The organism is Mycobacterium paraseoulense (genome assembly GCF_010731655.1).
GTDB classification, from domain to species: Bacteria; Actinomycetota; Actinomycetes; order Mycobacteriales; family Mycobacteriaceae; genus Mycobacterium; species Mycobacterium paraseoulense.
The window spans coordinates 55,940-70,469 of record NZ_AP022619.1; the positions used below are offsets into that span (position 1 = coordinate 55,940).

Here is a 14,530-nt window from a genome sequence, read left to right on the forward strand (position 1 = left end):
TCGCTGCCGGCCGGTAATGGCTTGGGCCCTCGCCTGCGCGCCCCGATAGCATGGCAACGACTATTCACGGATCGTTAGTCACCCCCCGCACAACTGAGCCTTGGAGACCCAACGCGATGAGCGCCCCCGCAGACCGATCGCCGCAGCGCCCGATCAAGGTGCCTGCCGGCACCAGCGCCGGCGCCGCGGTCGGCGAGGCCGGGCTGCCGCGGCGGGGCACGCCGGACGCGATCGTGGTCGTCCGTGACGCCGACGGCAAGCTGCGCGACCTGAGCTGGGTGCCCGAGGCCGACGTCGAGGTCGTCCCCGTGGCGGCCAACACCGACGAGGGCCGCAGCGTCATCCGGCATTCGGCCGCGCACGTGCTGGCCCAGGCCGTCCAGGGCCTGTTCCCGAACGCCAAGTTGGGGATCGGGCCGCCCATCACCGATGGCTTCTATTACGACTTCGACGTGGCCGAGCCGTTCACGCCCGAGGACCTGGCGGCGCTGGAAAAGCGGATGCGCCAGATCGTCAAAGACGGGCAGCTGTTCGAGCGCCGCGTCTACGAGTCCAAGGATCAGGCGCGCTCGGAGTTGGCCAACGAGCCCTACAAGCTGGAACTCGTCGACGACAAGTCCGGTGACCCCGACATCATGGAGGTCGGCCCCCCTGGGTCTAATGACGAGCTCACCGCCTACGACAACCTCAATCCCCGCAGCCGGGAACGGGTTTGGGGCGACCTGTGCCGCGGGCCGCACATCCCGACCACCAAGCACATCCCGGCGTTCAAGCTGACCCGCAGCTCCGCCGCCTACTGGCGCGGCGACCAGCGCAACGCGAGCCTGCAACGCATCTACGGCACCGCGTGGGAGTCGCAGGAGGCGCTCGACCGCCACCTCGAGCTGGTCGCCGAAGCCCAGCGCCGCGACCACCGCAAGCTGGGCATCGAGCTTGACCTGTTCAGCTTTCCCGACGAAATCGGTTCCGGGCTGGCGGTTTTCCACCCCAAGGGGGGTGTGGTGCGCCGGGAGCTGGAGGAGTACTCGCGGCGCAAGCACATCGAGGCCGGGTACGAGTTCGTCAACACCCCGCACATCACCAAGGCGCAGCTGTTCCACACCTCGGGCCACCTGGACTGGTACGCCGACGGGATGTTCCCGCCCATGCACCTCGACGCCGAGTTGGCCGACGACGGAACGGTGCGCAAGCCCGGGCAGGACTACTACCTCAAGCCGATGAACTGTCCGATGCACACGCTGATCTTCCGGTCCCGGGGACGGTCCTACCGCGAACTGCCGTTGCGGCTCTTCGAGTTCGGCACCGTCTACCGCTACGAGAAGTCCGGTGTGGTGCACGGGCTGACCCGGGCGCGCGGGTTCACCATGGACGACTCGCACATCTTCTGCACCCGCGAACAACTGCACGGCGAACTGGCGTCGCTGCTGCGCTTCGTGCTCGAGCTGCTGGGCGACTACGGCCTGGAGGACTTCTATCTCGAGCTGTCCACCAAGGACCCGGAGAAGTCCGTCGGCACCGACGAGATGTGGGAGCAGGCCACCAACTCCCTGGCCGAGGTGGCGGCCGAATCGGGCCTCGAACTGGTTCCCGACCCCGGCGGCGCGGCGTTCTACGGCCCGAAGATCTCCGTGCAGGCCCGCGACGCGCTGGGCCGCAGCTGGCAGATGTCGACCATCCAGGTCGACTTCAACTTCCCGGAACGCTTCGAGCTCGAATACACCGCCCCGGACGGAACCCGCCAGCGGCCCGTGATGATCCACCGCGCGCTGTTCGGGTCGATCGAGCGGTTCTTCGGCATCCTGACCGAGCACTACGCGGGGGCCTTCCCGGCATGGCTGGCGCCCGTGCAGGTGGTGGGCATCCCCGTCGCCGATGAACATGTACCCTACCTGGAAAGCATTGCCGCGCAACTGAAGTCGCACGGCGTGCGGGTGGAGGTGGACAGCAGCGACGATCGGATGGCCAAGAAGATCGTCCACCACACCGGCCAGAAGGTGCCGTTCATGTTGCTGGCCGGTGACCGCGACGTCCAGGCGAGGGCCGTGAGCTTCCGCTTCGGCGACCGCACGCAGATCAACGGTGTGCCCCGCGACAACGCCGTCGACGCCATCGTGGCTTGGATCGCCGACCGCGAGAACGCCGTTCCCACAGCCGAACTCGTGAAGGTACCCGGCGGTGAGTGATCCAGAAGAGAACCGCGCCGAGGACGCCATTTTGGACACCGGGGTCGGCCAGAGCGACCACCTGCAACGGCTGTGGACGCCGTACCGGATGACGTATCTGGCCGAAGCGCCGATGAAGCGCGATCCCAACTCCTCGGGCAAGACCGAGGAGCCCTTCACCGACATCCCGCAACTGTCAGATGAGGAAGGCCTGGTGGTCGCCCGCGGCGAACTGGTCTACGCCGTCCTCAACCTGTATCCGTACAACCCGGGCCACCTGATGGTGGTCCCCTATCGGCGGGTGTCCGAGCTCGAGGACCTCACCGTCGAGGAGAGCGCGGAGCTGATGGCCTTCATGCAGAAGGCGATTCGCGTCATCAAGAACGTGTCCCGGCCGCACGGCTTCAACGTCGGCCTCAATCTGGGCACCTCGGCGGGCGGGTCACTTGCCGAGCACCTGCACGTGCACGTCGTGCCGCGCTGGGGCGGCGACGCGAACTTCATCACCATCATCGGCGGGTCCAAGGTGATCCCGCAGCTGCTGCGCGAAACCCGCCGGCTGCTCGCCACGGAGTGGGCAAAGCAGCCATGAGGCTTGAGCGCTCATGAGTAAGGTGCCGTTCCTGTCGCGGGCGGCCTTCGCGCGGCTCACCACCCCGACCGCCAGAGCGTGCCTGCGGATGGGATTGACGCCGGACGTGGTCACCGTCCTGGGCACCGCCGGATCCGTGGCGGGGGCGCTCACGCTCTTCCCGATGGGCAAGTTGTTCGCCGGTGGCTGCGTGGTGTGGTTCTTCGTGCTGTTCGACATGCTCGACGGCGCCATGGCCCGGGAGCGCGGGGGCGGCACCCGTTTCGGCGCCGTGCTGGACGCCACCTGCGACCGGGTCAGCGACGGCGCGGTGTTCTGCGGACTGCTGTGGTGGGCCGCCTTCGGCCTGCACGACAAGCTGTTGGCCGTGGCGACGTTGATCTGCCTCGTCACCTCGCAGGTCATCTCCTACATCAAGGCGCGGGCCGAAGCCAGCGGCCTGCGCGGCGACGGCGGCATCATCGAACGACCCGAAAGGCTCATCATCGTGCTGGTAGGTGCCGGCGTGTCGGACTTCCCCTTTGTTGCCTGGCCGCCGGCCCTGCCGGTGGCGATGTGGCTGCTGGCCGCGGCCAGCGTGGTCACCTGCGTGCAGCGGTTGCGCACCGTGTGGACCTCGCCCGGTGCGACGGAGCGCATGCCGTGATCCCGGGCATGGGTTTGATCGCCACCCCCCGCCGCCTGGCATCCGGCACCGCGAGCGACTGGGGGTACGCGGCCGGCTGGATGGTCGTACGGGCGATGCCGGAGTTCGCCGCGCGCACCGTGTTCGAGAGCGGAGCGCGTTACGCCGCCCGCGGGGGCGGCCCCGAGCAGCTGCGCAAGAACCTGGCCCGCGTGATCGGCGTGCCGCCCGCCGAGGTGCCCGACGCCCTGATGCGGGCATCGCTGGCGTCCTATGCACGTTATTGGCGGGAGGCGTTCCGCCTGCCCACGATGGACCACCGCAAGCTGGCGAGCCAGCTCGACGAGTCGGTCGATGGGCAAGACAATCTGGCGGCGGCGCTGGCCGCGGGCCGCGGCGCGATATGCGCGCTGCCGCACAGCGGCAATTGGGATATGGCCGGGGTGTGGCTCGCGCAGACACACGGCACCTTCACCACGGTTGCCGAGCGGCTCAACCCGGAGTCGCTGTACCGGCGCTTCATCGCCTTCCGCGAACGCCTCGGGTTCGAGGTGCTGCCGCTGTCCGGCGGCGAACGGCCCCCCTTCGAGGTGTTGTGCGAGCGGCTGCGGGCCAACCGAGTGGTGTGCCTGATGGCCGAGCGCGACCTGACCCGCACCGGGGTCCAGGTCGACTTCTTCGGCGAACCGACCCGGATGCCGGCGGGCCCCGCGAAGCTCGCGATCGAGACCGGGGCGGCGCTGCTGCCGTCGCATTGCTGGTTCGAGGGCGACCGCTCGAGGGTCTGGATGCAGCCGCCGCTGGATTGCAGCAGCGGCGACGTCGGTGCCATCACCCAGGCGCTGGCCGATCAGTTCGCAAAGAACATCGCCGCGCACCCCGAGGACTGGCACATGCTGCAACCGCAGTGGCTGACCGACCTGTCCGAGGCCAAGCAGGCGCGGCTCAGGGAGACCTGATGCGAATCGGGATGGTCTGCCCATACTCGTTCGACGTGCCGGGCGGGGTGCAGTCGCACGTCCTGCAGCTCGCCGAGGTGATGCGCCGGCGCGGGCACGAGGTGAGCGTCCTGGCGCCGGCTTCGCCGCACGCGGTGTTGCCCGACTACGTCGTGTCCGCGGGCAAGGCCGTCCCCATTCCCTACAACGGCTCGGTGGCCCGGCTGCGGTTCGGTCCGGCGACCCACCGCAAGGTCAAAAAGTGGCTCGCCGAAGGCGATTTCGACGTCCTGCACCTGCACGAGCCCAACGCGCCGAGCCTGTCGATGCTGGCCCTCAACATCGCCGAGGGACCCATCGTCGCGACGTTTCACACCTCGACCACCAAGTCGCTGACGCTGACGGTTTTTCAGGGCATCCTGCGGCCGATGCACGAGAAGATCGTCGGCCGGATCGCGGTCTCCGACCTCGCCCGCCGCTGGCAGATGGAGGCGTTGGGCACCGACGCGGTCGAGATCCCCAACGGGGTCGACGTCGACTCGTTCGCCTCGGCGCCGCGGCTGGAGGGCTACCCGCGGCCGGGCAAGACGGTGCTGTTCCTCGGCCGCTACGACGAGCCCCGCAAGGGCATGTCCGTCCTGCTCGACGCGCTGCCCGGCGTGGTCCAGCGCTTCCCGGACATCCAGCTGCTGATCGTCGGCCGCGGCGACGAAGACGAATTACGCAGCCAGGAAGGCGAATTGGTGAAGCACATTCGCTTCCTGGGTCAGGTCGACGACGCCGGGAAGGCGTCGGCCCTGCGCAGCGCCGACGTGTACTGCGCACCCAACCTCGGGGGCGAGAGCTTCGGCATCGTGCTGGTCGAGGCCATGGCCGCCGGCACCGCGGTGGTGGCCAGCGACCTGGACGCCTTCCGGCGCGTGTTGCGCGACGGCGAAGTCGGGTGCCTGGTGCCCGTCGGCGACGGCATAGCGCTCGCCGATGCCCTGGTTTCGCTGCTAGACAGCGATGTGCTGCGCGAACGCTATGTGGCGGCCGGTTCGGCCGCGGTCCAGCAATACGACTGGTCGGTGGTGGCCAGCCAGATCATGCGGGTCTACGAGACGGTCGCCGCGTCCGGCGCCAAAGTGGAGGTGGCCGGCTGATGACATGGTTGGTCGTCGCCATCGCGGTGCTCGTCGGGCTGTTGGCGATCTTGGGCGCCTGGGCCTACCAGACGGCGACCCGGCTGGACCGGTTGCACGTCCGTTACGACCTGTCGTGGCAGGCACTCGACGGAGCGTTGGCGCGGCGGGCGGTGGTCGCCCGGGCGGTCGCCATCGACGCGTACGGCGGCGCCTCCGATGGCAGGCGGCTGGCCGCGCTGGCCGACGCCGCCGAGGCCGCGCCGCGGCCGGAGCGCGAGTCCTGCGAGAACCAGCTGTCGGCCGCGCTGGCGATCGTCGACCCGGCGTCACTGCCGGCCGGTCTGATCGCCGAGCTGGCCGACGCCGAGGCCCGGGTGGTGCTGGCCCGCCGCTTCCACAACGACGCGGTACGGGACACCCTCGCGCTGCGCGAGCGATTTCTGGTGCGAACCCTTCGCCTCGGCGGAACGGCCGCGCTGCCCAGCTATTTCGAGATTGTCGAGCGCCCGCACGCGCTGGCCCACGGCGATCACGGGGTGCTCAGCCACCGCACGTCGGCCCGCGTGGTGCTGCTCGACGAGACCGGTGCGGTGCTGCTGCTGCGCGGTTCTGACCCTTCGATCGACCGCGCCGACGCGCCGAAATGGTGGATCACCGTCGGCGGTGAGGTGGGCAAGGGGGAGCGGTTGGCCGAGGCCGCCGCCCGGGAATTGGCCGAGGAGACCGGACTACGGGTCGCGCCCGCCGAGATGGTCGGTCCCGTCTGGCGGCGCGACGAGGTGTTCGAGTTCAACGGCGCCCTGATCGACAGCGAAGAATTCTATTTCGTCTACCGCACCCGCCGGTTCGAGCCGTCGGGCGTGGGCCGGACCGACTTGGAACGCAGCTACATCCACGGCCACCGCTGGTGTGATGCTGCCGACATCGTCCGGCTGACCGCGGCCGGTGAGACGGTGTACCCGATGCAGCTGTCCGAACTGCTCACCGACGCGGCCGCGCTGGCCGGCGGCCGGGCGCCGGGCCCGCTGCAATCAATTCGTTGACTCCGCAATCCACAGTCCGCTCACCGAGACATGCAGGTCTAATGGCGGGCTCAGCCCCGCGGCCAGTGATTCCGGGATCGCTTGCGCCGCAACCGGAGTCAGGCCGCCGGCAGCGGTGACCGAGAGGGACTGGAACGGCCCGGGGAGCCCGGTCGCGTAGCCGAAGTCGATGAACGGCCGAACGAAGGGCTGGAGCAGGTCGGCCAGCGGGTTGCCCAGGACAGGGATCATGCGCAGCGGGTCCAGCAGCGGCAGGTTCTGGGGAATCAGGTAGTAGGTGGTCATGCCGATGTGCGTCTGGATGGCGGTGGCAAGCTGCGCGGCGGTGAGGGTCGGATATGTCGAGTGCAGGTAGGGAAAGCCCAAGAGGGCGTTGAGGTCGGCCGGGATGTTGAAGATGCTGCGCGGGAAGTAGGCGATGGGGTCGTATTGGAGTGTGTAGATGGCGGTCTGGTACAGCGTGTCCACCGGAGTCACGACGTGAAACGCGCCGAAGCCGGGGATGAAGTGCGTCAGGATGCCGGTGCCCGGAACGTTCGGGTCGGAGAGCATCACGAACGACAGCAGGTCCGAACTCGGCCGGATGGCGGCGGGTAGGGCGTCCAGGTAACGCATTTCCAGGGTGGCGATCGTGGCGCTCTGCGAATAGCCCAGTACGACAACGTGATTGCCCGCGCCGGTTTCGCTCAGGATGGCGTTGTTGAGTATCGCGACGCCCTGCCGGACCGACTGACCGAAGGTTTCGCTGGTGAGGCCGGTGACGGGCCAGAAGTCCTCGGGCGTCGTCAAACCCACCGGCGTATAGCCGGGGTAATGGGGGGCGATGTAGGTGCTGTAGACGGAAGTCACGTAGGACGGGGTGGGTTGCGGGTTTCCCGTGCCGCCCATGATCAACGCCACGTTGGTCGACGACGACGTGGTCGGCGTGCTTTGCACTTGGCTTGCCAGGCTCAAGCTTCCGGTCACCGTCTGCTGCGAGGGCAGGGCCGGCGCCAATTGCGTGGCGGCCGCGTTGGAGGCCTCCGCCTGGGCATACGAATCGCTGCTGCCGATCAACGTTTGCACGAACTGCTGATGAAACGCTTCCGCCCGTGCGCCGATCTCCTGATAGCGCTGGCCGAACGCCGCGAACAGCGCCGCCGTGCGGACGGATACCGCATCCGCGGCCGGGGGGAACACCATGGTCGTCGGGGTGGCCGCCGCTGCGTCGGCAGCGGCTATCGCCGAACCGATCCCCTGCAAATCAGTGGCGGCCGCTGCCAGCGTCTCCGGCGCTGTGATCACAAACGACATCGCATCGCCGCCTGACTAGCCCACCACCGGGCGCGCCAGCACACCGGAGCGCGATGCCTCGATCGCCGGATTCACACCGGCCACCCCGCGCCCGGGCGTGGTGACCGCCGGCTTGAACGGCACTCTCGGCACGCTGGGCGTCAGTTGACTCACACCCGTGGTCGGCACGCCGGCAACGGGAGCAATCGACGTCGGCGCCTGCACCTCGGTGGCCCAGCTCGGCGGAACCGACAGCGCCCCAATTGAACCCGCCCTACCCGCATCCGCCAACACCGCGGGAGCACCCAGCTGCGACGGGGCCTGCGCCCCCAGCGGGGAACCGGCGGAGGCCAAGGCCGAACCCATGGACGGCATGCCGGCGACAGCACCGCTCATCAACGGATTGGCGCCACCCATGAACTGGCCCAGGACCTGACTGACGAGCATGCTCATGGGTTGCATGGCGAACTCGCCGCCCATCGAGAGCATCTCCAGCGGCGACAGCCCCGAAGCCGGCGACGGGGAGAGCCCGAACGACTGAAACAGCGAGGAGACCAGCTGGGCGTCCGACATGGCCGATTGCGTCTCGGTTGTCACCGACGCCGCGGCTTGAGGCGCGGGGCCGAGGCCGTCGGGCGGTTCGGCGAACGACGTCAACTGCGCCCCCACTGCCAGCGTGCCGGCATCGTAGGCGGTCATCGCGGTGGCGTCCTGTGCCCACATCTCGGAGTAGTGCGCCTCGGTGGCCATGATCGCCGGGGTGTTCTGGCCGAAGAAGTTCGTCGAGATCAACGCCATCAGCTGCGCGCGGTTGGCGGCGATCACGGGCGGTGGCACCGTCATCGCGAACGCCGCCTCGTAGGCCGCAGCCGCCGCCATCGCCTGGGTCGACACCTGCTCGGCATCCATCGCGGTCGCCGCCAACCAGGTGACGAACGGGCTGGCCGCGGCCGCCATCGCGACGGCCGAGGGACCCAGCCACGGCCCGCTCGTCAACGCTGCGATCACCGTCGCATACGAGGACGCCGCCCATCCCAATTCGGCGGCCAACCCCGCCCAGGCGGCCGCGGCGGCCAGCATGGACCCCGCCCCCGGACCGGCATACATCAGACCGGAGTTGATCTCGGGCGGTAACAGCCCAAAATCCGGCACCATCCCGACCCTCCTCAGCCAGGCGGCGGCCGTTCCCGCAACCAGGTGGCGGGCCGCGTCCGCGTCAACGATGTGAGCAAAGTAACGATGACGTGTCTAGCAAGGGGTCGATTTCGGGGCCTAGGGCCAATCGGCCCTTTGTGACTCCGCCGTTGGAAAATCCGTGTCCCGCCCCCCACTAGACTGGGGCGACAACGGTTGAAGGAGATCAGCAGTGGATACCGCCGCGTCAGGCAACGGCAGCGGACGAACCGGAACCGCGCGCGTCAAGCGCGGCATGGCCGAGATGCTCAAGGGCGGCGTCATCATGGACGTCGTCACCCCCGAGCAGGCCCGCATCGCCGAGGGCGCCGGCGCCGTCGCGGTGATGGCGCTGGAACGGGTGCCCGCCGACATCCGCGCCCAGGGCGGCGTGTCGCGGATGAGCGACCCCGACATGATCGAGGGCATCATCGCCGCGGTGACGATCCCGGTGATGGCCAAGGCCCGCATCGGGCACTTCGTCGAGGCGCAGATCCTGCAGAGCCTCGGCGTCGACTACGTCGACGAGTCCGAGGTCCTGACCCCCGCGGACTACACCCACCACATCGACAAGTGGAAGTTCACCGTGCCGTTCGTGTGCGGGGCGACCAACCTCGGCGAGGCCCTGCGGCGCATCGGCGAGGGCGCGGCGATGATCCGGTCCAAGGGTGAGGCCGGCACCGGAGACGTCTCCAACGCGACCACGCACATGCGGGCCATCGGCGGCGAGATTCGCCGGCTGACCTCGCTGTCGGAAGACGAATTGTACGTCGCCGCAAAGGAATTGCAGGCGCCCTACGACCTCGTCGTCGAGGTGGCCCGCGCCGGCAAGCTGCCCGTCACCCTGTTCACCGCGGGCGGCATCGCCACCCCCGCCGACGCGGCCATGATGATGCAACTGGGCGCCGAGGGCGTCTTCGTCGGCTCCGGCATCTTCAAGTCGGGGGACCCCGCGCAGCGCGCCGCCGCCATCGTCAAGGCCACCACGTTCTACGACGACCCCGACGTGCTGGCCAAGGTGTCGCGCGGCCTGGGCGAGCCCATGGTGGGCATCAACGTCGAGCAGATCGCGCAGCCCCACCGGCTGGCCGAACGCGGCTGGTAAGCCGAGGGCTATAGGTGGCGATCGAAGAGATCCTTGATCTCGAGCAACTCGAGGTCAACATCTACCGCGGTCGGGTGTTCAGCCCGGAGTCGGGATATTTCCAGCGCACGTTCGGCGGTCACGTCGCCGGCCAGTCGCTCGTCTCGGCGGTGCGCACGGTCGACCCGCGTTACCAGGTGCACTCGCTGCACGGCTACTTCCTGCGGCCCGGGGACGCCAACGAGCCCACCGTCTTCATCGTCGAGCGCACCCGCGACGGCGGCTCGTTTGCCACCCGGCGCGTCAACGCCATCCAGCACGGGGAAATCATCTTCAGCATGGGGGCGTCCTTCCAGACCGACCAGGAGGGCATCCACCACCAGGACGTCATGCCGGCCGCGCCGCCGCCCGACGGGCTGCCCGGCCTCGACTCGATCAAGGTGTTCGACGACGCCGGATTCAAGCAGTTCGAGGAGTGGGACGTCTGCATCGTGCCGCGCGAACAGCTGCGGCTGTCGCCCGGCAAGGCCTCCCAGCAGCAGGTGTGGTTTCGCCATCGCGACCCGCTGCCGGACGATCCGGTGCTGCACATCTGCGCGCTGGCCTACATGAGCGACCTCACGCTGCTGGGATCGGCGCAGGTCAACCACCTCGACGTGCGCCAGCATCTGCAGGTGGCCTCGCTGGACCACGCGATGTGGTTCATGCGGGCGTTCCGGGCCGACGAATGGCTGCTCTACGACCAGTCCTCGCCGTCGGCCAGCGGCGGCCGCTCGCTGTGCCAGGGCAAGATCTTCACCCAGACGGGCGAGATGGTGGCGGCGGTCATGCAGGAGGGGCTGACCCGCTTCGAGCGGGGATTCCAGCCCTCCAAACAGTGAGAGCGCAGTGAGCGCGCCGCGCATCGGCGTGCTGGCGCTGCAGGGCGACACCCGTGAACACCTGGCCGCGCTGCGCGAAGCCGGGGCCGAATCGATGCCGGTGCGGCGCCGCGGCGAGCTCGAGAACGTCGACGGGCTGGTGATTCCCGGTGGGGAGTCCACGACCATGAGCCACCTGCTGCTCGACCTCGGCCTGCTCGAGCCGTTGCGTGGGCTGCTGGCCGACGGCCTGCCCGCCTACGGCGCGTGCGCGGGCATGATCCTGCTGGCCAGCGAGATCCTCGACGCCGGCGCGGGCGGCCGGGAGGCGCTGCCCCTGCGTGCGATCGATATGACCGTGCGCCGCAACGCATTCGGACGCCAGGTCGATTCGTTCGAGGGTGACATACCGTTCGCCGGCCTGGACGGTCCGGTGCGCGCGGTGTTCATCCGCGCCCCGTGGGTCGAGCGCGCCGGTGAGGGCGTGCAGGTGCTTGCCGAAGCGTCGGGGCACACAGTCGCGGTGCGGCAGGGCACGAAGCTGGCGACGGCGTTCCACCCCGAGATGACCGGAGACCGGCGCGTCCACCGGCTCTTCGTCGACATCGTCAACGGCGTCGCCTGACCCACCCGGCACGCCGGCACCCACTCCCGGCGCGATCACGCAAAGTGATAGCGCAGGCGATATCACTTTCGCGACGGCGCATATGCCCGCGTTCGTGTGACGCCGGGGCGGCTGGGCCGCAGGGGGAACGGACGCGGGGGCGGCGCCGACCGTGCACGTAGACTCGTCTGGCGATCTTTCCAAGACAGAAGAGGTAAGAGACACCGATGAGCGGCCATTCCAAGTGGGCCACCACCAAGCACCAGAAGGCCGTCAAGGACGCGCGCCGAGGCAAGGAGTTCGCCCGGCTGATCAAGAACATCGAAGTCGCCGCCCGTACCGGCGGCGGGGATCCGGCGGGCAACCCGACGCTGTATGACGCCATCCAGAAGGCGAAGAAGACCTCGGTGCCCAACGACAACATCGAGCGTGCCCGCAAGCGCGGCGCCGGCGAGGAAGCCGGCGGCGCCGACTACCAGACGATCATGTACGAGGGCTACGGGCCCAACGGCGTGGCGGTGCTGATCGAATGCCTGACCGACAACCGCAACCGCGCGGCCGGCGAGGTCCGGGTGGCTGTGACCCGCAACGGCGGCACCATGGCCGATCCGGGCTCGGTGTCGTATCTATTCACCCGCAAGGGCGTGGTCACCCTGGAAAAGAACGGCCTGTCCGAGGACGACGTGCTGGCCGCCGTGCTGGACGCCGGCGCCGAGGACGTCAACGACCTGGGTGACAGCTTCGAAGTCATCTCGGAGCCAACGGATCTGGTCGCGGTGCGGACGGCTCTGCAAGATGCCGGCATCGACTACGAGTCGGCCGAGGCCAGCTTCCAGCCGTCGGTGAGCGTGCCGGTGGACGTCGACGGCGCCCGGAAAGTATTCAAGCTCGTCGACGCCCTGGAGGACAGCGACGACGTGCAAAACGTGTGGACCAACGTCGATTTGTCCGACGAAGTGTTGGCCGCTCTCGACGAGGACTGACGCCACCAGAACTAGTCGTAGCCGTGCCGCATGTCGTCCACGATGCGCGGATTGTCCAGCGTGGAGGGCTCGAGCGGGCGGGGTCGGGTGTCGTCGGGAAACACCGTGGCGGCGTCGAGGACGTGCTGATTGAGGAAGCGCAGCGGGGGCGCGTTGGGCGGCACGGTGGGCGTGGGCGCGCCGGCCCCGCGGCGCGCCAGCGCGAAACCCCAGTCACCGAACGTGGGCACGTAGACGTGGTAGGGCGTCACCGCGTAGCCGGCCGCGCGGATTGACGACGCGGTGCGCCAGAACGCCGTCTGCGTCGAGAACGGGCTGCCCGACTGGACCACCATGAGCCCGTCGGCGGCCAGCGCGTGCCCGACCAGCGCGTAGAACTCGGTCGAATACAGCCGGCCCAGGACCGGGGTGTCGGGGTCGGGGAGGTCGACGATCACCGCGTCGAAGCCACCGGCCGGGACGACGTCCGGGTGCGGCGTGCGCAACCAGCGCATCGCGTCGTCGATCACCACCTTGACCCGCGGGCTGTCCAGCGAACCGCCGTTGGTCCTGCGCATGGTGGTGCGCGCCAGCTGGATCACCGCGGGGTCGAGTTCCACCTGCACGATCCGGGCAATGCCCGGCTGACGCAGCAGTTCGCGGGCCACCAGGCCGTCGCCGCCCCCGAGGACGAGGACCGATCGGGCGCCGGCCCCGAGCGCGGGGTAGACCAGGCTTTCGGTGTAGCGGTACTCGTCGCGGGTGGAGAACTGCAGGCCACCGTCGAGGTAAAGGCGCATGTCGTTACCCCGCTGGGTGACCACTATCTCCTGGTAGGCCGAGTGCTGGTAGGCGATGATCGGGTCGGCGTAGAGCCGCTGCCTGCTCGTCGTCTCGATGTCGGCCGACCGCGCCAGCAGCGTGGCCAGCAGCGCGAGCGCCGCGGCGAGCGCGCACAGCGCCGTCAGGAGTTGTCGGGTGGGCACGATTCGGCGGAGCACAAAGGCCGCCACGACGGCCGCGGCCAGGAGATTGACGATGCCGGTGGCCGCCGCGCCGCGGATCATGCCCAGCTGCGGCAGCAGCAGGAACGGCCAGACCAGGCCGCCCAGCAGCGCGCCGAGGTAGTCGGCGGCGTTCAGGTCGGCCAGGGTCCGGCCGGTGTCGGCCGCGTGATCCGCATCGGGGGCCATGCGCCCGCGCTGCAGCATGGTCATCAGCAGCGGCACCTCGGCGCCGACCAGCCCCCCGATCAGGGCGGTGCTGACCGCCAGCATCCACATCGACTCGTCGTCGATGAAGGCGAACGCCGTGTACAGCGCCGCCGCCGACAAGCCGCCGACGATGCTCAGCAACACCTCCACCGCGACGAAGGCGATCGCCGCGTGCGCCAGCAGCGGCTTGACCACGAGGGCGCCCACCCCGAGCGCGGCGATGTAGCCCGCGACGATCAGCGACGTGGCGACGATGCCGCCGCCGTTGAGGCTGGCCGCCAGCGTCAGCAGCGCGAGTTCGTAGACGATGCCGGACGCCGCGCACGCGGCGACCGCGGCCAGCAGCACGGCCCGCCAGCGCGCCGGAGGCTCCGCGGGCCGGTTCACCTCTGACGCCGGCAGCTCAACGGATGTCATGACACCGCGGCGGCCGTGACCCCTCCCACGGCGAGCAATATCAGCGCCACGGCGAACGATCCCGGATGCAGCTCGGGCTCGTCGATGTGCTCGTGAAAACTGCCCGGTATCAGCAGATGCATTGCGAGCAGGGCTATTCCGAGCAGGATCACGCCCATCAGCCCATATACGGCCACGCCGACGAGCCCCTGGCCCAGCTGGCTATAGCTGTTCGAGATGGCGGTGATGATGACGACGGTCAGGGCGATGTACATCGCACCGGCGACGATGACGGCGTTGGGGCGGCGGTCGATGAACACCAGCCGACGCAGATTGCCCGGGGTCAATACGTCGACCGCGTAGAACCCGACGAGAAGTACGCCCATGCCGACGCAGAAGTAGAGGATCGTCGCGACTGCGCCTTTCAGGACGGGATTGAGGTCGACGGTGCCGATCTCGACGGCGAGGTACATGGTTG

The 14,530-nt window shown here is 69.0% G+C and carries 14 protein-coding genes; 10 read left to right on the plus strand and 4 right to left on the minus strand.

Annotated elements, in window-relative coordinates:
- Positions 1-116 precede the first annotated feature (116 nt).
- The 6 genes from thrS to G6N51_RS00345 are packed head-to-tail and all read left to right on the plus strand — an operon-like array spanning position 117 to position 6,487.
- Positions 117-2,183 carry a threonine--tRNA ligase gene (gene thrS, locus G6N51_RS00320; protein WP_083173237.1) on the plus strand — a complete coding sequence of 689 codons (2,067 nt, stop codon included), beginning with the start codon at positions 117-119 and terminating at the stop codon, positions 2,181-2,183.
- Positions 2,176-2,754: an HIT family protein gene (locus G6N51_RS00325; RefSeq protein ID WP_083173236.1), complete on the plus strand. Its 579-nt coding sequence runs from the start codon at positions 2,176-2,178 to the stop codon at positions 2,752-2,754. The genes thrS and G6N51_RS00325 overlap by 8 nt, the downstream gene beginning before the upstream one ends.
- Before the next feature lie 13 nt (positions 2,755-2,767).
- Positions 2,768-3,400 (plus strand): phosphatidylinositol phosphate synthase, encoded by a 633-nt coding sequence (gene pgsA, locus G6N51_RS00330; protein WP_083173235.1) that lies wholly within the window; start codon positions 2,768-2,770, stop codon positions 3,398-3,400.
- Positions 3,401-3,408: 8 nt separating this feature from the next.
- Positions 3,409-4,338 (plus strand): phosphatidylinositol mannoside acyltransferase, encoded by a 930-nt coding sequence (locus G6N51_RS00335; RefSeq protein ID WP_083173288.1) that lies wholly within the window; start codon positions 3,409-3,411, stop codon positions 4,336-4,338.
- The gene (locus G6N51_RS00340; RefSeq protein ID WP_083173234.1) at positions 4,338-5,462 is read left to right on the plus strand and encodes a glycosyltransferase family 4 protein; all 1,125 of its coding nucleotides are present in this window, start codon (positions 4,338-4,340) and stop codon (positions 5,460-5,462) included. The genes G6N51_RS00335 and G6N51_RS00340 overlap by 1 nt, the downstream gene beginning before the upstream one ends.
- Positions 5,462-6,487, plus strand: a complete 1,026-nt coding sequence (locus tag G6N51_RS00345) for an NUDIX hydrolase (RefSeq protein WP_083173233.1) — start codon at positions 5,462-5,464, stop codon at positions 6,485-6,487. The genes G6N51_RS00340 and G6N51_RS00345 overlap by 1 nt, the downstream gene beginning before the upstream one ends.
- Here the strand turns inward: G6N51_RS00345 and G6N51_RS00350 are convergent.
- Both G6N51_RS00350 and G6N51_RS00355 read right to left on the minus strand, forming a co-directional pair.
- Positions 6,476-7,780, minus strand: coding sequence for a PE family protein (locus G6N51_RS00350; RefSeq protein WP_083173232.1), 1,305 nt, complete (start codon positions 7,778-7,780; stop codon positions 6,476-6,478). The genes G6N51_RS00345 and G6N51_RS00350 overlap by 12 nt on opposite strands.
- 15 nt (positions 7,781-7,795) lie before the next feature.
- Positions 7,796-8,914, minus strand: coding sequence for a PPE family protein (locus G6N51_RS00355; RefSeq protein WP_083173231.1), 1,119 nt, complete (start codon positions 8,912-8,914; stop codon positions 7,796-7,798).
- Between the two features lie 274 nt (positions 8,915-9,188).
- Here G6N51_RS00355 and pdxS point away from each other — a divergent pair, with 274 nt between their 5' ends.
- The 4 genes from pdxS (at position 9,189) to G6N51_RS00375 (ending at position 12,463) form a co-directional block, all read left to right on the plus strand.
- The gene (gene pdxS, locus G6N51_RS00360; RefSeq protein WP_232078501.1) at positions 9,189-10,037 is read left to right on the plus strand and encodes a pyridoxal 5'-phosphate synthase lyase subunit PdxS; all 849 of its coding nucleotides are present in this window, start codon (positions 9,189-9,191) and stop codon (positions 10,035-10,037) included.
- A gap of 14 nt (positions 10,038-10,051) precedes the next feature.
- Positions 10,052-10,897, plus strand: a complete 846-nt coding sequence (tesB, locus tag G6N51_RS00365) for an acyl-CoA thioesterase II (protein WP_083173229.1) — start codon at positions 10,052-10,054, stop codon at positions 10,895-10,897.
- 7 nt (positions 10,898-10,904) lie between these two features.
- Positions 10,905-11,501 carry a pyridoxal 5'-phosphate synthase glutaminase subunit PdxT gene (gene pdxT / locus G6N51_RS00370; RefSeq protein ID WP_083173228.1) on the plus strand — a complete coding sequence of 199 codons (597 nt, stop codon included), beginning with the start codon at positions 10,905-10,907 and terminating at the stop codon, positions 11,499-11,501.
- A 206-nt stretch (positions 11,502-11,707) separates the two neighbouring features.
- Entirely contained in the window at positions 11,708-12,463 is a 756-nt protein-coding gene (locus G6N51_RS00375; protein ID WP_083173227.1) for a YebC/PmpR family DNA-binding transcriptional regulator, read from the plus strand.
- 11 nt (positions 12,464-12,474) lie between these two features.
- Here G6N51_RS00375 and G6N51_RS00380 read toward each other — a convergent pair whose 3' ends face one another.
- Together G6N51_RS00380 and G6N51_RS00385 are read right to left on the minus strand one after the other, a co-directional pair.
- The gene (locus G6N51_RS00380; protein ID WP_083173226.1) at positions 12,475-14,073 is read right to left on the minus strand and encodes a polyamine aminopropyltransferase; all 1,599 of its coding nucleotides are present in this window, start codon (positions 14,071-14,073) and stop codon (positions 12,475-12,477) included.
- Complete coding sequence (locus G6N51_RS00385; RefSeq protein WP_083173225.1) at positions 14,070-14,525, minus strand: DUF350 domain-containing protein; 456 nt, start codon at positions 14,523-14,525, stop codon at positions 14,070-14,072. Before G6N51_RS00385 ends, G6N51_RS00380 begins: the two co-directional genes overlap by 4 nt.
- Positions 14,526-14,530: the final 5 nt, after the last annotated feature.

What these genes read in the sequence shown, in the direction of transcription:
- thrS (WP_083173237.1), top strand. Translation starts at nt 117, where the DNA reads ATGAGCGCCCCCGCAGACCGATCGCCGCAGCGCCCGATCAAGGTGCCT.
- pgsA (WP_083173235.1), top strand. Translation starts at nt 2,768, where the DNA reads ATGAGTAAGGTGCCGTTCCTGTCGCGGGCGGCCTTCGCGCGGCTCACC.
- G6N51_RS00335 (WP_083173288.1), top strand. Translation starts at nt 3,409, where the DNA reads ATGGGTTTGATCGCCACCCCCCGCCGCCTGGCATCCGGCACCGCGAGC.
- G6N51_RS00340 (WP_083173234.1), top strand. Translation starts at nt 4,338, where the DNA reads ATGCGAATCGGGATGGTCTGCCCATACTCGTTCGACGTGCCGGGCGGG.
- G6N51_RS00345 (WP_083173233.1), top strand. Translation starts at nt 5,462, where the DNA reads ATGACATGGTTGGTCGTCGCCATCGCGGTGCTCGTCGGGCTGTTGGCG.
- G6N51_RS00350 (WP_083173232.1), bottom strand. Translation starts at nt 7,780, where the DNA reads ATGTCGTTTGTGATCACAGCGCCGGAGACGCTGGCAGCGGCCGCCACT.
- G6N51_RS00355 (WP_083173231.1), bottom strand. Translation starts at nt 8,914, where the DNA reads ATGGTGCCGGATTTTGGGCTGTTACCGCCCGAGATCAACTCCGGTCTG.
- pdxS (WP_232078501.1), top strand. Translation starts at nt 9,189, where the DNA reads ATGGCCGAGATGCTCAAGGGCGGCGTCATCATGGACGTCGTCACCCCC.
- G6N51_RS00375 (WP_083173227.1), top strand. Translation starts at nt 11,708, where the DNA reads ATGAGCGGCCATTCCAAGTGGGCCACCACCAAGCACCAGAAGGCCGTC.
- G6N51_RS00380 (WP_083173226.1), bottom strand. Translation starts at nt 14,073, where the DNA reads ATGACATCCGTTGAGCTGCCGGCGTCAGAGGTGAACCGGCCCGCGGAG.
- G6N51_RS00385 (WP_083173225.1), bottom strand. Translation starts at nt 14,525, where the DNA reads ATGTACCTCGCCGTCGAGATCGGCACCGTCGACCTCAATCCCGTCCTG.